General features: G+C 68.1%; 24 protein-coding genes and 1 tRNA gene. 10 read left to right on the forward strand and 15 right to left on the reverse strand.

Features of this window, described 5'->3' with window-relative positions; translation table 11 throughout:
- Positions 1-32: 32 nt before the first annotated feature.
- Both ACIA6A_RS16210 and ACIA6A_RS16215 read right to left on the reverse strand, forming a co-directional pair.
- On the reverse strand, positions 33-1,976 hold the full coding sequence (locus tag ACIA6A_RS16210) for a putative bifunctional diguanylate cyclase/phosphodiesterase (RefSeq protein ID WP_396098417.1): 1,944 nt from the start codon (positions 1,974-1,976) through the stop codon (positions 33-35).
- A 76-nt stretch (positions 1,977-2,052) separates the two neighbouring features.
- Entirely contained in the window at positions 2,053-3,336 is a 1,284-nt protein-coding gene (locus tag ACIA6A_RS16215) for an extracellular solute-binding protein (protein WP_396098418.1), read from the reverse strand.
- An 87-nt stretch (positions 3,337-3,423) separates the two neighbouring features.
- On the opposite strand from ACIA6A_RS16215, the gene ACIA6A_RS16220 reads away from it, so the two are divergent.
- Positions 3,424-4,275: a helix-turn-helix transcriptional regulator gene (locus ACIA6A_RS16220; protein WP_396098419.1), complete on the forward strand. Its 852-nt coding sequence runs from the start codon at positions 3,424-3,426 to the stop codon at positions 4,273-4,275.
- Between the two features lie 31 nt (positions 4,276-4,306).
- On the opposite strand, the gene ACIA6A_RS16225 is transcribed toward ACIA6A_RS16220, so the two are convergent.
- A complete protein-coding gene (locus ACIA6A_RS16225; protein ID WP_396098420.1) occupies positions 4,307-5,920 on the reverse strand; it encodes a methyl-accepting chemotaxis protein in 1,614 nt (537 codons plus the stop codon).
- A 146-nt stretch (positions 5,921-6,066) separates the two neighbouring features.
- On the opposite strand from ACIA6A_RS16225, the gene lhgO reads away from it, so the two are divergent.
- Entirely contained in the window at positions 6,067-7,242 is a 1,176-nt protein-coding gene (gene lhgO, locus ACIA6A_RS16230; RefSeq protein ID WP_396098421.1) for an L-2-hydroxyglutarate oxidase, read from the forward strand.
- Here the strand turns inward: lhgO and ACIA6A_RS16235 are convergent.
- From ACIA6A_RS16235 to ACIA6A_RS16250, 4 genes are all read right to left on the reverse strand, one after another.
- Entirely contained in the window at positions 7,228-8,226 is a 999-nt protein-coding gene (locus ACIA6A_RS16235) for a tryptophan 2,3-dioxygenase family protein (protein WP_396098422.1), read from the reverse strand. The genes lhgO and ACIA6A_RS16235 overlap by 15 nt on opposite strands.
- Positions 8,223-8,885: a tryptophan 2,3-dioxygenase family protein gene (locus ACIA6A_RS16240; RefSeq protein ID WP_396098423.1), complete on the reverse strand. Its 663-nt coding sequence runs from the start codon at positions 8,883-8,885 to the stop codon at positions 8,223-8,225. Before ACIA6A_RS16240 ends, ACIA6A_RS16235 begins: the two co-directional genes overlap by 4 nt.
- A 70-nt stretch (positions 8,886-8,955) precedes the next feature.
- Entirely contained in the window at positions 8,956-9,981 is a 1,026-nt protein-coding gene (locus ACIA6A_RS16245) for a polysaccharide deacetylase family protein (RefSeq protein ID WP_396098424.1), read from the reverse strand.
- Between the two features lie 176 nt (positions 9,982-10,157).
- A complete protein-coding gene (locus ACIA6A_RS16250) occupies positions 10,158-10,703 on the reverse strand; it encodes a hypothetical protein (RefSeq protein WP_396098426.1) in 546 nt (181 codons plus the stop codon).
- A gap of 413 nt (positions 10,704-11,116) precedes the next feature.
- Between ACIA6A_RS16250 and ACIA6A_RS16255 the strand changes: the two genes are divergently transcribed.
- A tRNA-Leu gene (locus ACIA6A_RS16255) sits at positions 11,117-11,204 on the forward strand.
- Here the strand turns inward: ACIA6A_RS16255 and ACIA6A_RS16260 are convergent.
- The 4 genes from ACIA6A_RS16260 to ACIA6A_RS16275 all read right to left on the reverse strand — a co-directional run bounded on the left by ACIA6A_RS16260 (position 11,166) and on the right by ACIA6A_RS16275 (position 14,037).
- Complete coding sequence (locus ACIA6A_RS16260; protein ID WP_396098427.1) at positions 11,166-11,390, reverse strand: hypothetical protein; 225 nt, start codon at positions 11,388-11,390, stop codon at positions 11,166-11,168. The two genes, ACIA6A_RS16255 and ACIA6A_RS16260, sit on opposite strands and share 39 nt — an antisense overlap.
- A gap of 345 nt (positions 11,391-11,735) precedes the next feature.
- Positions 11,736-12,704: an FtsK/SpoIIIE domain-containing protein gene (locus tag ACIA6A_RS16265; protein WP_396098428.1), complete on the reverse strand. Its 969-nt coding sequence runs from the start codon at positions 12,702-12,704 to the stop codon at positions 11,736-11,738.
- 755 nt (positions 12,705-13,459) lie between these two features.
- Positions 13,460-13,777, reverse strand: a complete 318-nt coding sequence (locus tag ACIA6A_RS16270; protein ID WP_396098429.1) for a hypothetical protein — start codon at positions 13,775-13,777, stop codon at positions 13,460-13,462.
- Positions 13,778-13,842: 65 nt separating this feature from the next.
- The gene (locus ACIA6A_RS16275; protein WP_396098430.1) at positions 13,843-14,037 is read right to left on the reverse strand and encodes a hypothetical protein; all 195 of its coding nucleotides are present in this window, start codon (positions 14,035-14,037) and stop codon (positions 13,843-13,845) included.
- A 355-nt stretch (positions 14,038-14,392) separates the two neighbouring features.
- Between ACIA6A_RS16275 and ACIA6A_RS16280 the strand changes: the two genes are divergently transcribed.
- The 3 genes from ACIA6A_RS16280 to ACIA6A_RS16290 are packed head-to-tail and all read left to right on the forward strand — an operon-like array spanning position 14,393 to position 16,058.
- Entirely contained in the window at positions 14,393-15,127 is a 735-nt protein-coding gene (locus tag ACIA6A_RS16280) for a helix-turn-helix domain-containing protein (protein WP_396098431.1), read from the forward strand.
- A gap of 9 nt (positions 15,128-15,136) precedes the next feature.
- A complete protein-coding gene (locus tag ACIA6A_RS16285; RefSeq protein ID WP_396098432.1) occupies positions 15,137-15,613 on the forward strand; it encodes an NUDIX hydrolase in 477 nt (158 codons plus the stop codon).
- Positions 15,606-16,058, forward strand: coding sequence for a hypothetical protein (locus tag ACIA6A_RS16290; protein ID WP_396098433.1), 453 nt, complete (start codon positions 15,606-15,608; stop codon positions 16,056-16,058). The genes ACIA6A_RS16285 and ACIA6A_RS16290 overlap by 8 nt, the downstream gene beginning before the upstream one ends.
- On the opposite strand, the gene ACIA6A_RS16295 is transcribed toward ACIA6A_RS16290, so the two are convergent.
- On the reverse strand, positions 16,059-16,607 hold the full coding sequence (locus ACIA6A_RS16295; RefSeq protein WP_396098434.1) for an HD domain-containing protein: 549 nt from the start codon (positions 16,605-16,607) through the stop codon (positions 16,059-16,061). It abuts the gene before it with no gap.
- A gap of 408 nt (positions 16,608-17,015) precedes the next feature.
- Between ACIA6A_RS16295 and ACIA6A_RS16300 the strand changes: the two genes are divergently transcribed.
- Entirely contained in the window at positions 17,016-17,747 is a 732-nt protein-coding gene (locus ACIA6A_RS16300; protein WP_396098435.1) for an XRE family transcriptional regulator, read from the forward strand.
- Between the two features lie 1,214 nt (positions 17,748-18,961).
- Positions 18,962-19,264 (forward strand): STAS domain-containing protein, encoded by a 303-nt coding sequence (locus tag ACIA6A_RS16305; RefSeq protein WP_396098436.1) that lies wholly within the window; start codon positions 18,962-18,964, stop codon positions 19,262-19,264.
- A 212-nt stretch (positions 19,265-19,476) separates the two neighbouring features.
- Here the strand turns inward: ACIA6A_RS16305 and ACIA6A_RS16310 are convergent, their stop codons facing one another.
- Positions 19,477-20,007, reverse strand: coding sequence for a MarR family winged helix-turn-helix transcriptional regulator (locus ACIA6A_RS16310; protein ID WP_396098437.1), 531 nt, complete (start codon positions 20,005-20,007; stop codon positions 19,477-19,479).
- 100 nt (positions 20,008-20,107) lie between these two features.
- Between ACIA6A_RS16310 and ACIA6A_RS16315 the strand changes: the two genes are divergently transcribed.
- Positions 20,108-22,270, forward strand: coding sequence for an MMPL family transporter (locus tag ACIA6A_RS16315; RefSeq protein WP_396098438.1), 2,163 nt, complete (start codon positions 20,108-20,110; stop codon positions 22,268-22,270).
- A gap of 400 nt (positions 22,271-22,670) precedes the next feature.
- On the opposite strand, the gene ACIA6A_RS16320 is transcribed toward ACIA6A_RS16315, so the two are convergent.
- Positions 22,671-23,831: a cobalamin biosynthesis protein CobQ gene (locus ACIA6A_RS16320; protein ID WP_396098439.1), complete on the reverse strand. Its 1,161-nt coding sequence runs from the start codon at positions 23,829-23,831 to the stop codon at positions 22,671-22,673.
- A 455-nt stretch (positions 23,832-24,286) separates the two neighbouring features.
- Entirely contained in the window at positions 24,287-24,448 is a 162-nt protein-coding gene (locus ACIA6A_RS16325; RefSeq protein WP_396098440.1) for a hypothetical protein, read from the reverse strand.
- Positions 24,449-25,032: 584 nt separating this feature from the next.
- Here ACIA6A_RS16325 and ACIA6A_RS16330 point away from each other — a divergent pair.
- On the forward strand, positions 25,033-26,517 hold the full coding sequence (locus tag ACIA6A_RS16330; protein ID WP_396098441.1) for a hypothetical protein: 1,485 nt from the start codon (positions 25,033-25,035) through the stop codon (positions 26,515-26,517).
- The last annotated feature ends 44 nt before the right edge of the window (positions 26,518-26,561 follow it).

Raw genomic sequence — 26,561 nt, forward strand, 5'->3', positions numbered from 1 at the left:
GCGGGGCTCAGTCGTCGTGCCGGCGTCACGGGTCAGGTCGGGGCGCTGGTGCTGGCCCAGGCGAGCAGGTCGGCGGCGGGTAGCGGGCGCGACATGAGGTATCCCTGGGCGATCTCGCAGCCCAGGTCGCGGGCGATGGCGTAGGTCTGCTCGTCCTCGACGCCCTCGACGACGACCACGAGTTCGAGGGCGTGGGCCAGCTCGATGATCGCGCCGATGATGGCCCGGCCGCTCGGGGTGGTGGTCAGCTTGGTGGTGAACTGACGGTCGATCTTCAGTTCGGTGAGCGGCATGGTCTGCAGGTAGCTCATCGACGAGTAGCCCGTACCGAAGTCGTCGATCGACAGTTTCAGGCCGAGCGCGCGCAGCTCGGTGAGGACCGCGGTGGCGCGGGCCGGGTCGGCGATCATCGCGCTCTCGGTGATCTCGATGGTCAGGTCGGCGGCGGTGGTGCCGAACCGCTCCAGCATCCGGGCGATCCGGGCGGGCAGGCCGGTGTCCAGCAGGCAGCCGGCGCCGACGTTGACCGCGATCGGCACCGAGAAGCCGTCCTCGCGCCACCGGCGGTGCTGGTCGAGGGCCGCGGTCAGGACGGCGTCGGTGAGGGCCGGCATCAGGCCGCTCTGCTCGGCGGCGTCGACGAACTTGTCCGGGAAGAGCAGGCCCCGGGTGGGGTGGCGCCAGCGGACCAGGGACTCGACGCCGCTGAGCCGGCCGTCCGACATCCGGACCTTCGGCTGGTAGTGCAGTTCCAGCTCGCCGACCTCGATGGCCCGGCGGAGTTCGCCGACGACGGAGAGGCGCTCGAAGCTGTGCTCGTCGGCGGCCGGGTCGTAGTAGCTGACGCCGAGGTGGCCGCGCTTCGCGGCGTACATGGCCACGTCGGCGTGCTGCAGCAGCTCGGCCGGGGTGGTGCTCGACTGCGGGTAGAGCGCGGCGCCGATGCTGGCGCTGACGTCGACGGCGTATCCGTCGAGGTCGGCGGTGCCGTTGATGGCGATCAGCAGCCGGTCGCCGATGGCGATGAGGTCCTCGGCCGAGGCGACCTCGGGCAGCAGCACCGCGAACTCGTCGCCGCCGAGCCGGGCGACCAGGCTGTCCTTGCGCACGGTGGTGGCGAGGCGGCGGGCGACCTCCTGCAGCAGCAGGTCCCCGGCGTGGTGCCCGAGCGTGTCGTTGACCTCCTTGAAGCGGTTGAGGTCGAGCAGGAAGAAGCCCACCCCTTCGCCGGTACGGTCGGCCGCGTCGATCTCCTCCCTGATGCGCTCGGTGAGCAGCTCCCGGTTGGCGATGCCGGTCAGCCCGTCGTGCGAGGCCCGGTAGCGGTTCTCGGCGGCCTGCCGTTCGGTGCTGTTCTGATAGGTGAGCAGCACGAAGGCGCAGGCCAGCACGAGGACCAGGTCGATCGCGGACATGATCTCGACGGCGCGCAGCAGCCCTTTGCTCCGGGTCTGGCTGGTGTTGAGCAGGCTGCTGATCTCCTGGTCGTTGCGGTCCGCGTTGTCGGACGCCTGTTGCCGCAGGTTGCCGGCGCTGCGGGCGGCCTGGTCGGCGTCGGCGCGCATCCGGGCCAGATCGGCGGCTCGGTCGGTGTCGACCAGGTTGCGCAGCGTGTAGCTGTAGCCGTCGTAGGTGTTCAGCAGCGCCCGGGCCCGGGCCGCGTCGTCGCTGCCGGCGTGGTCCATGATCCAGCGCACATCCGCCGCGGCGGAGCCGATCGTCGCCGCGAGGATGTCGGCGTCGGCCTCACCGGTGTCCGCGAGGTAGTCGGTGAGCGTCTCGTACTCGGTGCTGATCTTCCGGTAGGCGCTGCCCCAGTGCTGGCTGACCTGCTCGCGCTGGGCGACCTGGGCGGCGGAGCGCGCCGCGGTCTGGGTGCTGACCACGGCCAGGCCGGCGAGGAGAGCGAGGCCGATGAGGAGCGCGGCGATGGCGCAGCGGGCGACGGCCCGGCGCTTCATCCACTGCAGCGACATCCACCCTCCCGTCTCGGCTCCCGGACACTCTGATCGGCCCGGCCTGGACGGGAATGAGAACTACTCTGAGTGCCTTTTAGTTCACTCCCTGTTGTGTGGCGAGGTTGCGGGCCGCCTCGACCGCCTCCGACCACCCCCGTCCACTGGACGTGGCACCGGCGTCCACCTCACCGAGCTGCTGGAGGAAGATCTCGGCGAGCGCGGTGTCGGACGGGGCCTCGTACGCGCGGGGGGCCTTCTTCGCCGAGCCGGCGAAGACACCGACCGTGACCTGGCCGCCGAAGAACGGATCGGCCCCGGTCAGGGCCGGCAACTGGTAGGCGGCCGGCGCCGCCGGGAACAGCGCGGCGTCGGTGAAGTTGCGGGCCTGGTTCTCCGGCGTCAGCAACCAGCGGATGATCTCGAACGACAGCTCGTGACCGCTGCCGGCGGCCGGGATCGTCAGGAACGACCCGCCGGTGCTGGCGCCGCCGGCCGGCCCCTCGGCCACCCGCCACTTCCCCGCCTGGTCCGGGACCGCCAGTTCCACGTCGGCCGAGCGCCAGGCGGCGCCCAGCTCGGTCGCCAGCCTGCCGGCCGCCATCGCCGCCTTCCACCCGTCCTCGTCGTCGGTCGGGATCGCCGCGCTGAGGTCCCGGTCGACGAGCTCCACGGCCAGGTCCCAGGCCAGCCGGACATGATCCCCGTCGCCGACGAAATGGTTGCTCTCGTCGACGAAGCGCTGCTCGCTCTGGCCGACGGCGGTGGAGAAGACCTCCGCCGCGTTGCGGACCAGGCGGACCTTCGGCAACGCCGCCCGCAGCGTCTCGCCGGCGTCGAAATACGCCTTCCAGGTCGGCATCGCCCGGCTCACCGCATCCGGCTCCGCGGGCAGGCCGGCCTCGGCGAACAGGTCGGTGCGGTAGAACATCGCGGTCGGGCCGATGTCGATCGGCAGCCCGACCTGATGCCCGTCGATGGTGCTGCCCTGGCGCATCTTCCAGGACAGGAACTCCCCGGCGACGTCATGGGCGCCGAGCTCGTTGAGATCCACGAACTGCGCGGCCCGGGGCAGCACGGCGGCGATGTCCTCACCCTTGACCCCGGCGATCGCGGGAACCCCGTTGCCGGCGGCCAGCACCGGCAGCAGCTGATCGAGATAGTCGCCGGTCAGGATGCTGGTCGTCAGCGCGGTCCGGTCGGCGAACGCGGTCACCGCGTCCGTGATGACGTTCTCGCTGAAACCGCCCGGCCAGCACCACCACGCGGTCGTCCGCGAGGCGTCCCCCGCGTCACCGCCGTCGCAGGCGGCCAGGGCAGCGAGCGGGGCCAGGGCGCCCAGACGCAGCAGGCCCCGGCGACTGAACGACCCGGCCACCACGTCTTCGAACCTAGGCGACCGGCCCGCGCGGCCGGGGGGTAATGACAGAACCTCTCAGCACCGGCCGGCCCTGCCTAGGCTGGGACCGTGGACAACCGCGAGGAGACCCGTACCTTCCTGAGCTCGCGCCGGGCCCGGCTCACCCCGGAACGGGCGGGACTGCCGGCGTACGGCACCAACCGCCGGGTCTCCGGGCTGCGCCGCGGCGAGGTCGCGATGCTGGCCGGCGTCTCCGTCGAGTACTACACCCGCCTCGAACGCGGCAACCTCAGCGGCGTCTCGGAGAGCGTGCTCGACGCGGTCGCCCGGGCCCTGCAGCTCGACGACATCGAACACGCCCACCTGCACGACCTCGCCCGCGCCGCGAACACCACCCCGGGCCGGGTGCGCCGCCGGGCCGTCCAGACCGGGGTCCGCCCCGGCGTGCAGCGGATCCTCGACACGATGGCCACCCCGGCGTACGTCCGCAACAGCCGTTTCGACCTGCTCGCGACCAACACCCTGGGGCAGGCGCTGTACTCCGAGGTGCTGCGCGACGGGGGACCGCCGGCCAACAACGCCCGGTTCATCTTCCTCGACCCGCGCGCCCGGCAGTTCTGGGTCGACTGGGAACGCGTCGCCCGCGACAGTGCCGGGGCCCTGCGGATCCAGGCCGGCAAGAACCCGTACGACCGGGAGCTGTCCAACCTCATCGGCGAGCTCTCCACCCGCAGCGAGCAGTTCCGCATCTGGTGGGCCGAGCACGACGTGCACGTGCACAGCCACGGCGTCAAACGCTTCCGGCACCCGGTGGTGGGCCTGCTCGAGCTCGCGTTCGAGGCGATGGAGCTGCCCGAGGGCCTGACGATGATCGCCTACAGCGCCGAGCCCGGCAGCTCCTCGCAGGACGCGCTCACGATGCTGGCAAGCTGGTCGGCGACGGCACCCACGCCGGCGTAAGCACCGCCGCCCTCTTCCCGGCCTGACCCGTTCACACCCGGAAGGTGCCGACCAGGCTCTGCAGCTCGCCGGACATCCGGGCCAGTTCGCTCGCGGCGCGCTGGGTGTCGGCGACGCTCTCCGTGGTCAGGCGGGTCGCGGTGGCCAGGGACTCGATGCCGCTGGCGATCTGGTTGACGCCGCCGGCCGCCTCGGTGACGCCGCGGTTCATCTCGCCGGTCGTCGCGGTCTGCTCCTCGACCGCCGCCGCGATGGTGGTCTGGTAATCGCTGATCCGCGCGATGATCTCGCTGATCTCACCGATGGCGGTGATCGCGGTGCCGGTGTCGGCCTGGATCGCGGTGACCCGGGCGTGGATGTCCTCGGTCGCCTTCGCGGTCTCCTGGGCGAGGTCCTTGACCTCGGAGGCCACCACGGCGAAGCCCTTGCCGGCGTCCCCGGCGCGTGCGGCCTCGATGGTGGCGTTGAGGGCCAGCAGGTTGGTCTGCTCGGCGATCGCGGTGATCAGCTTGATGACGTTGCCGATCTCCGCCGACGAGGTGCCGAGCGCGGAGACCGTACGGTTCGTCGTCTGGGCCATGTCGACCGCCTGCGACGCGACCTCGGCGGCCTGGTTGGCGTTCTGGGCGATCTCCCGGATGGACGCGCCCATCTCCTCGGACCCGGCCGAGACGGTGTCGACGTTGCGGCTGACCTCCTCGGCGGCGGAGGCCACGGTGTCCGCCTGGGCGCTGGAGTTCTCGGCGCTCTGGGCGATCTGCGAGCTGGTCGCGGACAACTCCTCGGCGGCGGCGGCCAGCGACTGCGAGGCCGTACCGAGGGCCTGGACGGTCTGGCGCATCGTGGCGATGGCGCCGTTGACGGACTGCGCCATGACACCGACCTCGTCGCGGCTGGTGACCGGCACCGTGTCGGTGAGGTCGCCGTCGGAGACCTTGGCCAGCACCCGGTTGACGTCGTTGAGCGGGCGGATGATCCGGCGCACGGTCACGAGACCGATCGCGGCGGCGATCAGGAATCCGATGACCAGGGTGGCGATCATCAGCGTACGGCTGCTGTGGTAGGCACTGGTGTTGGCCGCGGCCGCGGCCGAGCCGTTGGCCGCCTCGAACGCGTTGAGCTCGTCGAAACCGGCGTTGATCTGGTCGATCAGCGGCTGGGCCTGGGCGTCGTAGGTCGTCTCGAAGGCTTCGTTGTCGCTGCCGGCGGCGGCGTCGGCCAGCGTGCCGTCGCGGACCTTCGCCCAGGCGGCCAGCCCGTCCTGGATCTTGGCGATCGGCGCCTCCTGCGCGGGGTCGAGCCCCTGCTCCGCATAGCCCTTGACCCCGTCGACGACCAGCTTGTCGGCCGCGAGCGCCTCCTTGATGAGGGCCGCGCCGGTCGCGTCGCTGCTGGCGATGTCGGCCTGCATGATCGAGCGGATCTCGTCGTCGAACGCCCCCTGCGCCGCGGCGAGCGCCTGCGACGGCTGCAGGTTGCCCGCGAAGATCTCCTGCGAGTTCGCCGCGGACCGGCTCAGACTGGTCAGCCCGGTCCCGGCGACCACACCGCCGGCCAGCAACGCCGCGCCGAGCGCGACACTGATCTTCACGCCGACCTTCAGGTCACCGAACCAGCCGGTCAGCCGGGGACGGGTTTCTGTCATAACGATCTTCCTCCTGGATTATCGAAGCCTCCTTAAATCGGCATCCCGGACCCCGTACCTAAGCGATTGGCTTATCGCACCCGAGCGGAAACCGCATCGGGTGCGGGGCGGTTGTCACGTCCCGGGTCCTGCACCATGCTTTCCGGATGGCTGATGAGACCATCGGTGTGGTGGGTGCCGGCATCGTCGGGCTCGCCGTCGCGCGCGAGATCCTGCGCCGCCGGCCCGGCGCGCGCGTCGTGGTGCTGGAGAAAGAGGACCGGGTCGCGGCGCACCAGACCGGGCACAACTCCGGTGTGGTGCACGCCGGTATCTACTACAAGCCCGGCAGCCTGAAAGCGACGCTCTGCACCCGCGGCGGCGCCATGCTGCGGGAATACTGCACAGACCGGAAATTGCCGTACGACGAGTGCGGCAAGCTGGTCGTGGCGGTCACCGAAGAGGACGTCGTACGCATGGACGCGCTGGCCGCCCGCGCCGGCGAGAACATCGTCCCGGGGTTGCGCCGGCTGGACGCGGCGGGGATCCGGGAGCTCGAGCCGCACGCCACCGGGCTGGCCGCGCTGCACTCACCGCACACCGCGATCACCGACTACGTCCGGATCGCCGAGTCCTTCGCGGACGACATTGTCGCAGCCGGGGGCGAGATCCGGTGCGGATTCCCGATCACCGGCATCGGCCCCGGTCTCGACCTCGGCGCCGGCCTCACGGTCGATCACCTGATCATCTGCGCGGGGCTGCAGAGCGACACCGTGGCCGGGCTGGCCGGAGCCGCACCGGCACCGCGGATCATCCCGTTCCGCGGCGAGTACATGCGGGTCGTGCCGGCCAAGAGCACCCTGGTGCGCGGGCTCATCTATCCGGTGCCGGATCCGCGCTACCCGTTTCTAGGCGTGCACTACACCCGCCGGGTCAACGGTGACCTCGAGGTCGGCCCGAACGCGGTCCTGGCCACCGCCCGGGAGGGCTACCGGCGCCGCGACCTCAGCGTCCGCGACCTGTACGCGACCGCGAGCTGGCCGGGCTCCTGGCGGATGGCGGCCCGGCACTGGCGCACGGGTGTCAAGGAGATGTACGGGTCGGCGTCCAAGCACGCGTACATGCGCGCGGCCCGCCGGTACGTGCCGGAGATCGGTGCGGGCGACGTGGTCCGGGCCGGGGCGGGTGTCCGGGCCCAGGCGGTGGACCGCGACGGCGCCCTGGTGGACGACTTCCGCATCGACCGCCTGGGCCCGGTCACCGCGATCCGCAACGCACCCTCCCCGGCGGCCACCTCGTGCCTGGCGATCGCGGAACACGTCGTGGACTCACTGCGGCGTTGAGCCGAAGATCGGGATGGACCGGGTCCGCTCCAGGTAGGGCGTGCCCTCCGTGTAACCGGTGCCGGTCCGGCCGGGGCCCAGCATCCGGACCGCCAGCCGGTGGTGCGTGCGCCGCCACCGCGTGACAGCGGCGGCGAACTCGGTCATGGCGGGGGTCTGCTCACCGTACGAGTCCTGCACCGTCGTCTGCCCGGCCAGCACCTCGGCCAGGACGTCGGGGACGCTGAGATACGCGGCGGAGTCGAGCCGCCCGGGGTCCGGGCGGCGCGCGAGGCTCTCCATGAGCTTGTAGTGCCGCGACTGGATGGCGCTGGCCCCCTCGGTGTACTGCCGGAAATGCTGGAAAGCCTTGACCTGCATCGTCGCCAGCACCGACCACAATGGACTCATTTCGCGCAGCAGAGCCGTCGCGTGCCGCAGATGGACCGCCGCGTCACCGCCCTCGCGCCGGCCGCGGATCGTGGCCCGCAGCTCGTCGGTGATCCGCGCGAACGTCAGCTCGAAAGCCTGCAGCACCCGGATGAACAGATACTCGTCGTGCACGGTGTCGACCGGCAGCATGCTCGCCCGCAACCGGAACCGCCGCGCCTCGGTCATCGCCGGCAGGTCATGGCGCTCGATGACCCGCCGGGCGTGCCGGACCCGCTTGGCGACGGCTTCGGCGCCCGGCGGCAGGCTGCCCGGCGGATCGTGCAGTTCGTGGCGCACCAGGTCGGCGATCAGGTGCCCGGCGTCATCCGGTTCGAGCAGCGGCAGGGCGAGGTAGCTGCGGTAGTCGTACCGTCCGTCGAACTTGTCCAGCAGCACGTCGAGCAGCAGGCGTACCTGCCCGCGGGCCCCCGGCCGGGCGCCGGCCAGAGCCTCCAGCAGGGACCGCGGCACCCAGTGCTTGCCTACCTCGCGATAGGCGTCGAGGACCTCGGCGTACGGGAAATCGCCGCCCCGGATCGTCCATGCCCGGACCGCCGCCTCGGCCGGGCTCACCGGGCCGCCTCGGTCAGTTCGGTGCGTACGGCCCACAGGCGCGGATACAGCTTGTGCGTGATCAGTTTCGCCAGCGCGTCCACCGGTGTGCCGTGCGTGCCCAGCACCGCGTGCCCGATGATCCGGGTAGCGATCTTGTAGTGCTCGGTACGCCACAGTGCGATCCGTTCGTCCAGCTCCACCAGCGACTCGGCCAGCCGGTAGAAATCCCCGGACGGGTCGCCGCGATAGAGGCCGGCGAGGGTGTCACCGGTGGCCGCCAGTCGTACCTCGAACGCCCGGCCCAGCTCCCGCCCACCGCGCCGCAGTCCCTGCCAGCCCGGCGACTCGGCGCCGGAGCCGTTGCCCAGGGCGGGCCGCAGCCGGGCGAAGTCCGCCGGCGTCAGGTGCCGCAGGATCTCCAGCTGCCCGGTGATCAGCCGCAGCGCGGTGCAGGCCCGCTGTACCAACAGCTCGGCCTGCCCCGGCTGCCCGGCCGCGACCCGTTCCGCCGCCCTCAGCACCTGGGCGATCGCCAGCTTCAGCCACAGCTCGGTGCTCTGGTGCGTGATCTGGAAGAGCAGCTCGTCGGGATGGATCCATTCCTCGGGCGTGCGCTGCAACGCGAGCAACTCATCGGTGCGCATGTACTGGGCGTATTCACTGTTCTCCGGGGGCACGGGATCTCACGCTATCGACAAATGTCGATGCCATATATCCCTCGGGAGAGTGACGCCCGGCCCGGAGCCCTCAGGTCGTCGTGCAGCCGGTGACCTGGGGGCGCGCGCCGGCATTGCCGTTGGTCATGGTGGTGAAGCCGAAGGTGTTGCCGCTGCCGTCCGGCCTGACGGTCATCGTGTTGCCGCCGTTGCTCCAGCTGAACGTGCCGCTCCAGGTCGTGGACACCTTCTGCGGCGCGGTGAGGTTGATCGTCACGGTCCAGGTGCTGGAACCGGCGACCGAGACCGTGGTGTTGTAGCGATCGCCCCAGACGGTGCCGGGGATGACGGTCGCGGTGCAGTTGCCCCCGGCCGGCGGGGTCGTGGGCGGGGTGGTCGTGGGTGGGGTCGTCGTGGGCGGGGTGGACCCGCCGTCGGGTGCGACGGCCCGGCCGGTCGAGGGCGAGATCATGCCGGCGCACAGGTTGCGGGCGGCCAGGCCCTGGGCGATCCGGGGGATGGCGGCGAGCGTGTTGGCGGGCCAGTCGTGCATGAGGATGATCTGGCCGTTGGTCAGCCGGGCGTTGGCCGCCACGATCGCGTCGGTGCTGGCATTGTTCCAGTCCTGCGAGTCGACATCCCAGATGATCTCGGTCAGGCCGTACTTCTGCTCGACGGCCTTCAGCGTCGCGTTCGTCTCGCCGTACGGCGGGCGGAACAGTCTCGGGGTGCCGCCGCCCGCGTTCGCGATCGCCGTCTGGGTGCGGGAGATCTCCGAGTCGATCGCCGCCTGACTCTGCTGGATCAGGTGCGGGTGGGAGTAGCTGTGGTTGCCGACCCACATGCCGGCGTCGACCTCCGCCCGGACCAGCGCGGGACTCGCCGCCGCGTCCTGGCCCTCGTTGAACATCGTGGCCCGCAGGCCGTTGGAGCGCAGAGCGGACAGCAGGTTCTGGACGCTGCCGGACGTCGGGCCGTCGTCGAAGGTCAGCCCGACGTACCCGTTGCAGGTGGCGGCCTCGGACGGGGCAGCGCCGACGGTGACCAGGGCCGCGGCCGCGACGACGGCCGCTCCGAGGAGCGCGGTGTTCTTCCATGGTGCGCGCAGATGAGCCATTGCTTGACCTTCTTCGCGTGAGGGATTTGGCCCGACGTTACGGAGAAGTTTCGGCAAATTCAAGATGGTAGATATACCTGCTGACCTGGCAGTTTGTGATCATCAGTGGCCCTTGATCGGCACCCGAAAGTCTCAGATCGTGCCGGAACTTTCGGCCAACCATCAGAAGTTGCAGCTCAGCCGCCGGACGACCGCAGCCCGCTGCTGCCCGCGGCCGGCCCGCCGCTGGACCGGCCGACGACATTGGTCTTGACGGTCCCGTTGCCGACCCGGCCGGCGGTGGGCAGCCGGTACGCCTGGCGGCTCTCGAGGTCGCCCGGAGCGAAGTAGTCGCCACCGTCGAGCTGGGTGCCAGGCTTCAGGCCACGCGGATAGCCGGAAGAATGCCAGAGAAAATAGAACGCGGTGTCCTGTGGATCGCACTGATCCTCATCGACGACCTCGCCGTCCTCATCGGCGCAGTAGAAAACCTCGTCAGCCGCCTCGTCAGCCGCCTCGTCGTCGGCTGGCTCGTCTTCCACGGCCTCCGGCGCTTCGTCCTCGACGTCCGGGGCCGGCCCGGAACCATAGACGTACGAGCTGTCCCAGCCCTCGACATCATCCGCCGGCGTCGACGAGTCACAGGCCGCGGTGCCACCCGCGGCGAGCGCCAGAAAGGTCGCCGTCAACACGACATTCCGGGACCGGAACCGGCGCACCGCCGGCCCACTCGTCTTCGTCATGGCCGGAGCGTAGATCAACACGACAACCAGCGGAGACGCCGCCGGCAAACGGCCCCGAGCCCCGCCGCGACCGGGCCGGGGGCGCGATCTGCCGCGCGAAGTCACCGACAAGCCGCATGACGGGTAGCCGCCGGCTCGCTGCCCCGCCGCCTTTGTCGTCGGTGATCGTCCTGGCACCCGGGCGGCCCGCGGCCCAGCTCTGTCTCCGAGCCGAGCTGTCGCCCACCCGGCCGTCGCAAAATCCCAGTTCAGCGGCATGCCCCGGCCGCCCGCCAACCCCCGGCGCGCGTGAGGGTGGGGTGTGTTCAACCCGCCGGAAGGGCCGTGTAAAGTTCTCTCCTGTGCGGCACCGAAGGGAGCCGGGAGCGGGTAAAAATCCGGTTCCGACCCCAGGTATGCTTCACATACACCTTGTCCGGGTGGCGGAATGGCAGACGCGCTAGCTTGAGGTGCTAGTGTCCTTTATCGGACGTGGGGGTTCAAGTCCCCCTCCGGACACCAACTAAAGACACGATCGTTCGCCGGGGTGGCTACCTCGGCGATCATTGTTTCTAGGCCCGGTTGATACGTCAGCCGCAGCCCGATCCGGCTGTGGATTTCCCCCTTGTCGCGCGGGTCAGCGTCGCGGAGCAGCGCAAACAGGTCGTTGAAGGCCTCCGTGATGGTGTCGAGCTGGTCATCGGTCATCCGTTGGGGTGGCACCTCGGTCAGTCCGAGCCGCGCCTGTGCCGCCTTCTTCGTCGCGGTGGTCTCGCCGATCCAGCCGGCGATGAGCGCGGTCGATGATGCGCCACAACGCGTCGGCGGCGGATTCCGGGAGAGGGACGTCCAGAGACGTCTTGAGCTGCCCGTTCTCGATTTCAGCGTCGTACGCGTTCGTATGCTGCGATTTCTCCTCTCATCGTTCGGCTGTTCCGAAGTGATCGTGGGCCTCCTTTCGTCAGAGTGGGGGGTTGTCCGCGCGGTCGTCCGTCCGTGCGTCGATGGGCGCAGACGCGCGCGAGCGGACGGACGACCGCGCGGACGATCGGGTCAGGCTCGCCAGTGCCCGCGACTGACTTGGCGGGCTCGGCCAGCTGTGGCGAGAGCTTGAAGCTGGTTGTAGATCCATGTGCGTCGCATGCCGGTGAGGTGCATGAGTTCGGGAACTGTCAGTCCCTCGTCGGGTGCTGCCGACAGCGCTTGCTCAAGATCAGGAACGGTCTTGACTTCAACCTGTGGGGCCTCGTGGCCGATCGCGGCCTGTGAGAGTGCGTCCAACTCCGGACGCTGGTCGGCGTACCGAGCGGCAGTCGTCCGGACGTCGTCGTCAGTGACCAGGTAGGCGCGGGCGCGGCGGGGATGGTTGTGGTCGTCGGCGAGAAGGTAGAACTTCCCGGGTGCGTCGAGGGTGTGCGCGTGCCAGCCTGCGCCGAGCATGCCCTTGTCGAGGATGAGGTCGACGTCGCGGCGTTCCCGGACGCGCAGGCAGACGCGGACGCTCATCTGTGAGCGCAGTGCCCCGCCGCCCATGGCTTTCTGTGTCGGACGTTGGGTCGCGGCGAGCAGGTCGACGGCGACCGCACGTCCTCGCCGTGCCACCGATTCCGTGTGGGAGACGGCGGTCGGTGAGGTGTCGGCGAGTTCGGCGTACTCGTCGATGACGATCACGAGAGCCGGTGCCCTGGTAGTGGGTTTCCACGTCCGGGTGTTGTCGTGGCCGGCTGCGTTGGCGCGGGCGTCAAGCACAGCGACGGCATCGGCGAGGAGTTGGGTGGCCTCGTCCGGTGTGGTGGCGAGACGGGCGAGGCATGGTGCCCAGGGCCGTAACTCCATGCCGCCCTTGAGGTCGATGCCCCAGAGGACGACGTCGGAGCAAGCGGCGAGGTTGCCGAGAACGACGTTCAGTACGCCGCTCTTGCCTGAGTCGGTCGTGCCTCCGATCAGAGCATGTCGCCGAAGGAGCGACACACGAACGGTTGTGGCGTCCTCGAAGACGCCCAGGTCGATCGGCTCGGTCAAGGACCGGGCCGTGGGTCCGGGCCAAGGGATGGCGCCGGTGTGTGGGTCGACCGCGAGGACCCGCATGGTACAGCGGCCGGCATGAGCGGGGTCCTGCTCGATCCGGACCGCTCCGGGTCGTGTCCCCAAGGCCGATTCGATCGCCGGCACGCGAGCCACAACGTCGGTGAAGTTCTGTCCCGGCCGAAGCTTTAGACGGGCACGCCATCCCCACGCGTCCACGACGGCTGACATGATGCGCGACCCGGTGAGGCCGATCGCCTCCGCGACGTCGGGCCAAGCGTTGATGACGCGATCGACCCTGACGCGGGTTCGACGGCGGCGATGGGTCCACCACGGCACAGCGAGCACGCATGTTGCGGCCACGAGAACGGTTGGTAGGGGTGTGTGGACGGGGCTCACTGCGGTGGCGGCGGTGAGCCAGGCACCCGCGATCGCTGTGGCCGCCGCTGCGTAGACGCGCTCGGCTGAGCGGTCGAGACCCCAGGGCCAGCCGCTCCGCCCCGCCCCGAGTGCCGCTGCGGACGTCAGAACGGCAACCAGGAGCCAAGCTTCAGGGTGAGTGGTGTGCAGCAAGAGCCCGATGAACCAGAGGGCTACTGCGGCCGTGGCCGGCGCTGACTCCGACCGATACCTGAAGAGAGCCCGCCCGATCGCAGCGATGGCGCCTATCAGGAGTGGCTCATCCGGTACGAGCAGGAGGGGTTGCGGCTGGCGACGGCTCCACCGGCGGTGCCGGCGCCCGTACGCCCTCATCAAGCGGACTCGGCGGTGTCGGGCGACTCCCAAGGCCGGTGCTCTGCCACCGCGTCGCGGAGGTAGGCCAGGGGGTCGGCCTCGCCGTCGTGATCGGCACCAAGGGTGGCGCGGGCGGCGGCGAGCAGATCAGCGAAGTCCCATCGTGTACGGGCCAGCAGGTGTACGAGCCGCTCATTTTCGGCGAGCAGCACAGGGATGTCGGCTACCGCGGTCCAGATGGCGACTGGCGTCATCCGTCCGTAGGCGGCGTTCAGGTGGGCGGTGACTGCCTCCCGGTCCAGGGTGGGGCGAGGGATGTGGGTTTCGTCAGTCATGGGGCTGGTTGTGTTTCCTTCCGTAAGGGGATTCGAATTGCCTTGCCTTCGGCGCGCTGCCGGACTCACAGGTCCAACCCGGCGATGAAGCGAGCCAGGGAACGCATGCCGTCACCGATCTCCGGACCGATCGACGACGAGGCAAGGAAGTACCCGAAGGCCGCGCAGACGGCGGCCTGCCAAAGCGGCATGCGGGCGTACTTCCAGAGCAGGAAGACGAGCGCTCCGAGCAGGATGACGGCGGAGACGGCGACGGTCATGCGGCACCGCCTCCGCGGTGGCGGCGAGCCCGGCGGGTCCGGGTGGCGCGATCCGCACCACTGTGGCTGCCGCGCGCCTGGTGGCGACGAGCCCAACGCGTACGAGCGGCGCACTTGAGGCACAGCGCCGGGTGCGCGGTCCCGAGTCGGGCGCCGCACGGGCAGGTCGGAACCTCGTTGCGGGGGAGTGGGATGTTCATCGCTGATCTCCTCTCAGTTCGGCAGATGCGCTGGGGGCATCTGCATGCCATCGAGAATGCGATCAATCGACGGGACGTGATCAGGTCATGGCTGGACGTATCGAAGACGTCTCCCATAACCTGGTCGGGCTGCCGGACGTCCTGACGGGAAATAGATGCCGAACGAGCGACTACGCACCGCAATGTTGGAACACGGGGTCACCCCGTCCGATCTGGCGGCGGCGCTTCGTGTCGATCCGAAGAGCGTCGAACGGTGGATCAGCGGTCGGACACCGTATCGGCGACACCGGTACGCGGTCGCGTCGCGCCTCGGGGTCGACGAGGTGTACTTGTGGCCTGACGTGCTGAGCGCTGACCAGGTCGCCAGCGCCAGTGAGAGCGAGATCATCAACGTCTATCCACATCGGTGGTCGGTGCCGTCTGACCTGTGGTGCAACGTCTTCGCCACCGCTGAGGAGGAAATCGGCGTCCTCGTCTACAGCGGGCTTTTCGTGTCGGAGGACGCGGGCATTCAGCGGATCTTCCGGAAGAAGGCCGAGGAAGGCGTACGCGTACGCATCCTGCTCGGTGACGCCACCAGCGAGGTGGTCGCACAGCGCGGGTCGGACGAGGGCGTGGACGGCCTCCAAGCTGCCAAGATTCACAACGCCCTCGTGCTGTACCGGCCACTGCTGGACGTCGAAGGCATCGAGTTCCGGCTCCACCGCACGGTGCTCTACAACTCCATCTACCGCGCCGATGAGCAGCTACTCGTCAACACACACATTTACAGCTTCCCCGCGGCGCAGGCACCGGTGCTCCATCTGCGGCGGACCGCCGGCGGTGGCATGGTCACGACCTACCTGGAAAGCTTCGAGCATGTCTGGGACGAAGCCACACCGCTGAAATGAGGACCAGTCATGGGTAAGCGGATCGACTACTACGACGACCCGAAGGCGCCCGCGGCGACATCCCTCGTACCGTCGGCCAATGCCGTTGTCGTCAACGACAGGGGAGAGATCCTCTTCATCCAGCGCTCGGACAACGGCAACTGGGCAATCCCTGGTGGGGCGATGGACCTCGGCGAGTCGCTCCCCGAGACCGCGGTGCGGGAGACGGCAGAGGAAACGGGTGTCGACGTGGTCATCACCGGCCTGGTCGGCATCTTTACCGACCCCCGGCATGTCATCCACTACACCAGCAATGACGAGGTACGACAGGAGTTCTCCGTCGTGTTCGCTGCCCGTCCGATCGGTGGAGCTCCGACCACCAGTGCCGAGTCAACGGAGGTCCGGTGGGTTCCGAGGAGCGAGGTCGGGTCGCTATCGATGGACCGCTCGATGCGCATGCGGCTCGACCACTTTCTGGCCGCATCGGAGACCCCGCACCTTGGATAGCGACTGGCTCGGAGCCTTCGCGGACTCGTTCGCCGCTGTGGGGACGGTGGGAGCGTTCGTCATCGGATTCCTGCTGCTGCGCCGGGAGCACCATCGGGAAGCTGACCGGGCCGAGGACGAACGACGAGCCCAGGCCGAACGCATCAGTGCGTGGGTCGAACTCACCCTCAAGATCGACGGCAACCGCGAACTCGCCTTCCACATCCACAACGCGAGCGCGATGCCGATCTACGAGGTCGAGTTGCCGTTACCGGCCCGCGGTGACGAAGAACCACGCTCGGAGTTCGTCGGTCTAGTTCCGCCAGGTCAGACCGTGCAGCGCCTGGCGCCGGCTGACTGGCTCCGGTCGTACGTCGACCCGGAACCCGTACAGATTGAGTTTCTCGACAGCGCCGGCCGACGCTGGAGCCGCGACGAGCAGGGAGCACTGTCCCGCGCTGAATGATCAGTGTTCGGCCAGGGCCGCCGTGATCACATGTACCGAGTTGATGATCAGGGGCCTTGCCTCGCGGATCGACTCGGCGACGAGATCACCGTCGCCGTAGCGGTCCAGGATTTCCGCAAGACGACGCTCGACTTCCACCGGCTCACCGTCCGGCGTGGTGGTCATGTCGGCGTACGTCATCGCGTCTGACAAAACGCCCTCGACCGGCGGAAACTCGCTCAGGAGCTGGTCGGAGATCCCGCGGTTGCGACCTTCGATGTAGGCACAGGAGTGGTGGGCCACCAGCCGGCAGACCAGATCATCCACCCGAGCGACGTCGCGGAGGTAGCGTGCGCCGTCGAGCTGGTGCATGCCAGTGACTACGAGATCCGGGGCGTACCCGACGTCATGGAGCCAGGCGGCGGACACCATCGCCGGTCCGTCATCGCCGACCAGGTGAGCGACCGACTCGGCCTTCCGGCCGACGCCCTGACTGTGTGCCCACCGGCGGGGGATCGACTCGGCCAGCAACAGACGCGCGAGGTCACGGGCACGTTCGATCTGATCCACACGGGCAGATTAGCGAACACCTCTATGCAGCGCGCTACTCGTCACCTGCCGGTGTCCCCTTGCGGCCGTTCATCAGCGCATCGGCGAGTCGGCCCGCGACCTCAGCGTCTATGTCCCCGACACGCACGACCGTGGCACCACGGGAGTTGGGAACGTCCTGCAGATGAGGGAACTCCAACCCGACGTCGAAGCCGGCCTCTTCGAGCGCAAACGCCAAGTGGTCCGCAGCTTGACGAGCCGACCGCTCAGAGCGACTGTCTCTCTGCATGACCCACACCGTCCGCTCTCGATCGCTGGCTCGTCTGGTCCGAGTCTCCTGATCGGGTGACAGAACGTGAACCACAGCGTTAGGACGTCCAGGGACTTCTTGGTTACGATGGCCACTTCGCCAGCGATGGGAGTCGTTGCGTGAGACATCCACTCGCCCGAGCGCTAGGTAGCGCCGGGATAACCACAGTTGACGTCGCCGCGCGTCTCGACGTCGATCCGAAGACCGTCCAACGCTGGATCAGCGGCCGATTGCCATACCCCCGGCACCGTGACGCGCTGGTCAACCTCACCGGCTGGCAGGCCCACGACCTCTGGCCGAGCCTGCCCCGCCCGGCCGATCCCGTCACGGAGGCCGACGAGGTCCGCATCATCTACCCGCACCGCTCAGAGGCGCCATCCGACTCCTGGGCCCGACTGCTGAGCCGAGCCCAGGAGGAGATTGACATCCTGGCGTACAGCGCACTGTTCCTGGCCGAGAACGCTTCGGTACCTGCCCTGCTCCGCAGAAAGGCAAGAGCCGGCGTACGCGTACGTATCGCGCTCGGTGATCCAGCCGGGAAGCACGTCGCGGACCGAGGCGCCGAGGAGGGGATCGGCGCCGGCATGAGCGCGCGAATCCGAACCGCGCTCGTGAGTCTCGTCCCGCTCACCTCAGAGCCAGGGGTAGACCTAAGGCTCCACGACACGGTGCTCTACAACTCCACCTACCGCAGCGACGCCGAAATGCTCGTCAACCCGCACGTCTACGGCCGCCTCGCCGCCCACGCACCCGTGCTGCACCTGAAGAGCCGAAGGGACGACGGCATGGTGGCAACTCATCGAGCGTCGTTCGAACGAGTCTGGGGAGCAGCAAAGCCGGCAAAGGACTGACCACTCAGATCCGCCGCAACCCCCGCCACACCCGCCCGACGCCGAGGAAGAACGCCATACCGGTCAAGGACACCGAGCGCTTCGTACCGCCCCCGGCACGGCTCCGGCTCCTCGCAACTGACACACAACCCGCCCGGCGTTACTGTCAGGTGCTGGTACAGAACAGTCTCCGCCCGTGCGATATGTGCGAGAGCGGCTTGACTGAGATAGAAGCTCGCACCAGTGGCTTGCATCCTGGCTTCAACGACCTCGATCGTCTGTACGGAACCGGGTACGTCTGGTGCTGTTCTCTCCAGATTTTGTGACGCGTCCAACTCGGTATTGACTACTGTAGGTGGCAAATCCTTCGCAGTAGCGAGTCTGTCAAATATTGGAGTTCGCTCTAGTTCATGAACTTCCTGTTTCATCGAATCCTCTAATCGCGACTACAAGCGTGAGAGGTAATGGATGGTGGCGCTACGGGTACCTTCCTGACAAGACATTCCTTATGCACTTACCGCTGCCTCACCTGGAATTCCTGGGATGATATTCCAGGGACGGTTGATTCGGATCCATTCCTCGACGTCCCCGGCAAGCCAGATTCTCCCAGAATTGATTTCAGCTACAGGTCCCGGAAAGCCTTGGATGCGGGTTATTTGGTAAGCGCGCATGCGGCTCACCTTTAAGAGGCTCTGAATTTCACGGGCGCCGAGAAGGCGCAATGGAACTGCGGAAGGTGGGTCATCAGGTGCGGCAGTGGATGAATCTGGAAAGTTCTCGGGCTTGGGTTGATCCATGACAATCCCTCAATCAGTTAAGCGCGTCGGGACACCCTGTGACTCCGCAATTTCGAAGCGTGGCAGTCAGTGACTTCGCGTTACGCAGTGATTACGAACAGCGGGCGATAGGGCAAGCGTTACAGCCCAGCCGCCCGGATCGCGATCACGGACGGCCGGGGCCTCGCGTCACCGGCCCCAACCTGGTGTGATTCGGTAGCCGGCTATCCATGACGATTCCAACGACTCTGCCGCGCAAGAACCACGTGCGCCAGGACGTCTTGTCACTCCTGGGCGTCCACAGACGTCCCTTGCTTTTTCATGCTGGCCGATGCGTGAAAGATTGTCCGTTTTACCTGAAGCCTTGACTGCCGCGTGACTGATCTGCTGGCTAGCCAAGTTGTATATTCTGAGTCCAAACTCCTCGGTCAAATAAATAGAAGCACTTGACCGGGTGTCGTGCGGAGAAGGGTCTGCTGCACCGATCCCGTACGGTTGATCGCAGCCGGCGAGCTGGCCCGCGACACCACACCACTGTTACAGCCCACGGTCATCGACCTGCTGCGCCGGCACCGCCCCTGGCACATCGACGTCGACCTCGCCGGCGTCACGTTCCTCGACGCGGCCGTGATCAGAGCCCTGCTGACCTGCCGGGCCGACGCCCACCAGCTCGACTGCCGGCTCACCCTGAGCAACCCCTCAACTTCTCATCCACCGGATCGTGCACGTCGTGGGTCTCCTGCGAACATTCGGCGTGACTGAGCCCCATGCGACCGTTTAGCGCGGGCACCTGTCCCGGGCGAGGCCCGGCCGCGACTAGCTCAGCGGCACCAGGTCGTCGTCGAGGTCGTCGGCACCCTTGTACCCGCCGGGCAGTGTGACGGCGATCCAGACGTCGTCGCCGAGCGGCTGCGCCGCCGCGCGTAGCTGTACCACGGTGGGGGTCGGTGGACAGGCTGTGCTGCGGATCTAGCTCAATTCCTGTCTTCGCCGGGCAACGTGGAGCTGGAGGTCTCGCGAAGGTGCTCGTTGCGGTCGGCGGTGACCGCGACGATGGTGGTCAGCAGACCTTCCAGTTGCGTGAGAGCAACCTCATCGTAGCCGTCGAGAACCTGGTCCATCTGCTTGCCGGTGGGGGCGAAGAACGTCTCGGTGCGGGAGCGCGCTTCGGGGGTCAGGCGGAGTCTGACGATGCGCCGGTCGGCGTCCTCCCGGCTGCGGGTGACAAGTCCGGCGTTCTCGAGGCGGTTCAGCAGGGTCGCTGTGGCGCCCGAGGAGTGGCCGATGCGGTCGGACAGCCCTGCTGGCGTCAACGGTTTGCCGACGGTCTCGGCCCACAGTATTTCCGAGGTCGCGACGGCGTCGTTCACGTGTACGCCGAGCGATCGGGCCAGGTGCCGGGTGAGCTCGAGATGAGCGTCGGTGTAGGCGCGCATCAGCTGCAGCACCCTGGACCGCTGACCAGGGCGGAACAGGGTGTCGCCTTCCTCACTGTGCTCTTCCATGCCGTCACTTTACTCGACTAGAAAGCTCCTCTAGAGTCGAGAAACTCTAGAAGCGAGTAATCTGGCCACCAGGCCGGCTCGTCGACGAAAGGGATCTGCCGTGGAGAAATTCGCCTATGCCGTCCTGAGATTCCGATGGTGGGTGGTCGGATTCTGGATCGTCGCCATGCTCGCCGGGGGTTTCGCCGCCGCCCGGGTGCCCGAACGGTTGACGGCCGACTTCTCCGTCCCCGGCCAGGAAGGATCGGACACGCAAGCCGACCTCGCCCGGATCTACGGCATCGACGGCGGTGCCGCCTCGGTGCCGGTGCTCACCGCACCGGAGGGGAAGAAGATCGAACGAGCCGAGGTGGCCTCCATCTCTGCGGCGCTCCGGGTCCTACCCGGCCGGCTGGTGCTCGACTACGGCAGCACCGGGGACCAGCGGTTCCTGACCGATGACGGGCGCGGCACGTTCCTGCTGGTCTTCGCACCGCCGGCGCAGGGGGTGATCACCACGGGCCAGAGCCTCGAGCCGACCCTGACAGCGGCGGCGCAGCAGCAGGGGCTGGACGCGACGATCATCAGCTATCAGCAATTGGTAACCGGCGATGCCGCGCCCGACGAGGGGGCAGGCATTCTCGCGGAGACCCTGATCGGCGCGGCCGGCGCCCTGATCGTCCTGGTGTTCGTCTTCGCGTCGTTCCTGGCCTTCGTGCCGCTGATGATCGCGGCCGTGTCCATCCTGTCGACCTTCCTCGCCGTCCTGGTCCTGACCACGTTCACCGAGGTGTCAGGCGTGGTCCAGTTCCTGATCGCGCTGATCGGCCTGGGGGTGGCAATCGACTACTCGTTGCTGGTGGTCTCCCGCTGGCGCGAGGAACGAGCCGGGGGAAAGTCCAACGACGACGCTGTCATCACCGCCATGGCCACAGCGGGGAAGGCGGTGCTGGCCTCCGGGATCACCGTGGCCATCAGTCTCGTAGCGCTGGTCGTGGTGAACGTGCCACTGGTACGGAGCATGGGTTTCGGCGGCATGCTCATTCCCCTCATCAGCACGTTGGCGGTGCTCAGCCTGCTACCCGTTTTGCTGAGCCTCGCCGGGCCACGGGTCGACTGGCCGCGCATCCGCAAGGAGAAGAACGCCTCGGCCGCTTGGCTGGCCTGGACCCGCCGGGTGATCCGCTACCGCTGGATCGCCGCCGGCACCGCGATCGCCGCGCTGACGGTCGCTATCGTCCCGCTCTTCGGGCTGCAGATCGGCTCATCGGGTTCCGACTCGCTCGCCCCCAGCGGCGCGGCCCACGACACACTGAAATCACTGCGGTCCGGCGGTGTCGACGACGGCGTACTCACCCCGATGCCGTTGCTGGTCGAACCCGGCGGTGACGCCCAGGCCTTCGCCGCCGCGGCACGATCCGTGGCCGGCGTACGGATGGCGATCGTCAGCCCGCCCGCCGCGAACGGAGCCACCGCGGTGATCGTGGTCCCCGACCACGAAACCGTGGACAACTCGAGCGTCGATGTCGTGACCGCGATTCGGAAGGCGACCAGCGACCTACCCGGCTACGGGGGAGTAACGGGCCCGGGCGCACAGGTGATCGACTTCCAGAAAGCGGTGTACGACAAGTTCCCGTACGTCATCGCCCTGATCGCCCTGGTCGTCTTCGTGCTGCTGGTGCGCGCCTTCCGATCGCTGCTGCTGCCGCTCAAGGCGGTGGTGCTCAACCTGGCCAGCGTGGCGGCCGCCTTCGGGATCGCGACCTGGTTCTGGCAGGACGGCAACGGCTCCCAAGCGGTCTTCGGCATCGCCGGAACCGGAGCGATGACCTTCTGGCTACCGGTCCTGATCTTCGCGTTCCTGTTCGGCCTCTCGATGGACTATGAGGTGTTCATCCTGGACCGTATGCGCGAAGAATACGACCGCACCGGCTCCACCGCGTACGCCGTCGAGCACGGCTTGGGTCGAACCGGACGCCTGGTCACCTCGGCCGCCCTGATCCTGTTTTTCGCTTTCGCCGCCTTGGGCTCAGCCCCCCAGACCGACATCAAGATCCTGTCCACCGCCCTCGGCGTAGGAATCCTGCTGGACGCCACCATCGTCCGGGCCCTGCTGGTGCCGGCAACGGTGTCGCTGTTCGGCAAATACAACTGGTGGCTCCCAGCCGCAGTCGCCCGACTCCTATGGGTCGAACCTTCCCCAGTAAAGCCGGACGTCAACCTCTCCAGAGCCCCGTCCCGGCCCAGCGACACCAATACGCCCGAGCCCACAATCCTGGTCTGAGCCCAGCACTCATTTCCTTTACAGCCTCCCTGGCGGCTCGTGCGGCGGCCGGCTGATCGGGGTCAGCCCCAACGTCAGGGCTGCGGGCGGCCGAGCTGGTACGGCCGACACTGACACGTGTTGCCGACGAACCGGTAGCGTGCAGCGTTCCGGGGCGGGTTCGGTGAGTGGTGCAGGCGTCCCTCGCGGTGATGCGCGATCGTGACGGGCCTGTCGGCAGGGCGGGCAGCTCGGGATGCCGGTGTCGACCGTATCGGCATCGACCAGGCCATGCATGAGACATACCGGGTAGTCGTCGCGCAGGCGCGGAATAAGGACGCTCCAGCCGACGAGTGTGGGTGGCCAGCTGGACATGCTGGCCACCGTACGGCGCGGGGCTGAGCTGCATCGGTGGGACGGGTCAGAGTCCGTCGGCGACGGCGGCGGTCACTTGCAGCCAGGCGGTGCGGCTGGTGGGGGTGAGTGCGTCGAAGGCGACCGGTCCGCCGGCGACCAGGGCCGGGTCGTGTGGCACCTCGAGGACGGCACGGGTGAGTTTGCCGAAGTGCCGGTGCAGTCGGTCCCGTAGCGCGGTGTCGGGTGTGCGGGTCGGTGCGGCCAGGACGGTGACGGCGTTCTCGACCAAGGTTTCGCGGCCGGTGGCGCGTAGCGCATCTGCCAGCCATGCCGCGCTCTGTGAGGTGTCCTCGCGGATGGTGGAGACAATGACGAGCTGGTCGGCGGCGTCGATGGCGGCCTGCCAGTTGGAGGCGCGCATGTTGTTGCCGGTGTCGATGCACAGGATGCGGTAGAACCGGCTGAGGGTGCGGTGCAACCTCTTGAAGGCGTCGGCGTCGATGCTCGCCGCGGAGGCGGCGTCTTCGTCGCTGGCGAGCACGTCGAACTGCGCGTCACCCTGCGACCGGACGTAGTTGTCGAGGTCGCCGACGCGGGCGCTGCGGACCTCGTCGAAGCGGTCCAGGTCGCCGAGCAGGTCGACGGCGGTGTTGACGTGCCGTGCCGGGGCGGCCCGCCAGCCGAGGGTGCCGCGGGTCTCGTTGTTGTCCCAGGCGAGGACGTAGCCGCCACGGTGCACCCCGAAGGTGGCGGACAGCAGCAGGGTCGCGGTGGTTTTGTGGGCGCCGCCTTTGGGGTTGACGACGACGACCGTCTTGGGTCCGCGCAGGCTGCGTTGTACGGACTGCACGGCGAGGCGGTGGCGCATCTCGGCGGTACCGGGTCCGGGGGCGATGAGGCCGCCGGTGGCGCGTCGGACGGTGGCCCGCCAGCCGGTGCGGGCCGGACCTGTTGGTGGGGCCGGCCGGTCGGCGAGCAGGTCGTCCAGGGTGGGTACCGAGGCCGAGTTTTCCTGCCGAGGTGCTGGGGTGGTACGTGGTGCCGGGGCGGTGTCGGTGGGTGATGGTTGGGGCTCCGCGGCCGGGATGGGTACTGGTCGGGGCTCTACGGCAGCGGTGGGGGTGTCGTTCGGCTGCTGTTTCTGCTGCGGCGGTGGCGGGGTGGCGTCGGTCGTGGTGACCTGGTCCTCGTAGAACGGCCAGATCGGGTTGGTGGGCTCGGACATGCTTCCTCCAGGTCAAGGAGCCGGTGCCGTGGCGGGCTCAGGCAGTGGGGGGGGGGGGCGTTCGCCGACGCCGCGGGACCGTCGATCGCGGTGAGGGAAACATCCTCGGCGGCGGCGGGTGGTCGACGGGGCGGGGGTGTCGGTCAGGGCGACGGTGTACTGCTCGGTGCCGGAGTCCACGTGTTCGAGCAGTTCGTCGAGACGGTGCCGTAGGACAGCGGCTTGACCCACGCCGGCGGCCCGGGGCAGAGCAGATCCATGGCTTCGCGTGCGGCTGTGGCCTGTATGTTGCTGGGGCTCTCGCGTGTCACTCTCGTTCCTCCCCATGCATTGATGATCTATGCAGCAATAGCTGAGGGTAGCGGTGACGATCATCTTCGGTGACTCTTCACGGTGTGACCAGTGCGGAACTTTGTCGAGTGGGCCCACCGTGGACGGTGGTGCCGCCGCGTGGGTCATTGCAGGTCCTGGTCGACATGCTCGAAGATGATGTGGCCGCTCACGGTGTAGCTCTGGGGGCTGCAGCCGCACTCGCGGATGGGCGCGTGCGGGGCGCCGTCGTCGGGGATCTCGTGGTGCTCGTCCCTCCCACCGAACTCCGGGAGCCACACCGACACCCCATGCCGTTTCAGGCTGGGTGTGATCTGCGGAAAGCAGTACCCAGCGTGTTCAGTGATCGGTGAGCGCAGTCACAGTTTCGTCGGGAAGTTGCCGATCGCCGCGAGTTTGCGGCCATTCTCTCGGTCTGTTCGATCGCGTCGTGGCGAGTCAGGGGGTCGGGCCCCCAGACCTGCGGGTCGGCGTACAGCCTGAACAGCTCCGGTAGATCCGCTCGGCCCGGCATCCGCAGGAACAAGCGGTCAGTCGAGACGGCATCCGCTTCGCCTCTGAAATCAGACACGCCCATCTTGGGCCAACCGAGACGCAAGTCCAAGCTCCCTCACTTCCTGTGCGCATTCTTGGGCTGAGGGACGTGCGGAGGTGTGCAGCATGACCGTGACGACGCCGCTCGCGGGATTGAGGCCGGCTGTCGCCCGCGCCTCGCGGTAGGCGCATTGGTCGCCGGGTGGTAGAGCGCAGGTGGTGTGGCTGATATGCCGAAAATATACCGTCGATGGCTACAAATCTTCCGCGCGGCCGGCTCGGGCTGAAGCACCTTTCGAGTGGGCCCCGTCATCGGACTCCGTGGAAGGGATCGCAGATGCACAAGACCCGGTCGTGGCTGAGAAGGCCGCTGATCGCCGCACTGGTCGTGGCGACGTTCGCCACCTCGACCGCAGCCCTGACGTCTCCGGCGGCCGCCACCACGGCGGACATCGCCTCGCTCGCTCTGGACAACGTCGGGCACAAGGCCTGTCAGACGAATAGCCTGGGCGGTTCCTCCTACTACTCGGCCTGCACGGGCAATGGCGGTCAACCCGAATATTGGTGCGCCGACTTCGCCCGGTGGGTGTGGGCTCAAGAGGATGTGGACCACACCTCCGATCTGACCGCTGCCGCGCGAAGCTTCTACAGCTATGGCGTCGAGTACGACACCTTCTCCACCACCGGCCCCCAGGTCGGCGATGCCGCGGTGTTCAGCAAGACGGGCAGCGATCCGACGACGGCCAACACCAACGAGATCCATCATGTCGGTCTTGTCGTGTCGGTCTCCGACGGTCAGGTCCAGATCGTCAGCGGTGACTGGGGTGGCACCGGCAGCACCCAGGCGGAGTTCGCCCGGTCGTCCAGTGTGGTGAAGAACGCCAAGATCTCGGCCACGCCCGGCTACAAGTCCGAATTCGGCCGCTACCTCGTCGGCTATGTCACGCCGGAGGGAGCCACCGCACCGACGGGCCGCCGTAACAGTGGTTCGGTGGTCTACGTGCCCGGCAACAACTACCAGGTGTTCGGCATCAAGGGCCAGGCCGGAACGTCCGGTGGGGCCCTGTACCAGGACACCTGGAATGCGACGTGGGGTGGTTGGCACAGCCTGGGCGGCAATCTCGGTGGCTCGCCCGCGGTGACCTACCACGACGCCCGTTATGACGTTTTCGCGGTCAACGACGGGGGCACCGCCACGACCGGTTCCGTGTTCCAGCGCACCTACCAGAACGGCGCCTGGGGCGACTGGCACTCGATCGGCGGAGAGTTCAACAACCAGTTCGGGGCCGCCGCCATCTACGAGAACGGCAAGTATCACGTTTTCGCGGTGAGCCCGTTCGGCACCCTGATGCAGCGGGTGTGGAACGGCAGCTGGGGTGATTGGCAGAACCTCGGCGGTGTGTTGCACGGCACCCCCGCGGTCACTTACACCGGCGGCCGGTTCGACGTCTTCGGGACCGGCAGCAACGGTGAGATGTATCAGAAGAGCTACACCCCGTCCGCCGGTTGGGGCGACTGGCATTCGCTCGGCGGAGATTTCAAACTCGGCTTCGGCACCGCAGCCGTGGTGGACAGCGGTGGTGGTTACCACGTCTTCGGCATCAACCCCGCGGGCGCTCTTGAGGAGCGTAACTACCACGGCAGCTGGGGTGACTGGCTGAACATCGGCGGCAAACTCACCGGCACCCCGTCGGTCACCCTGCACGACGGCCGGTACGACGTCTTCGCGATCAGCCCGACCGGTGGTTACGCCATGTATCAGAGGTCGTACGCCAACGGCAGCTGGGACGACTGGCACTCCATCGCCGGCGACTTCCGCTGAACCCGGGACGGGCCGACCATCGGCCGGCCCGTTCCACTCCGCCT

This window comes from Actinoplanes sp. NPDC051494 (assembly GCF_044454705.1).
GTDB lineage: Bacteria > Actinomycetota > Actinomycetes > Mycobacteriales > Micromonosporaceae > Actinoplanes.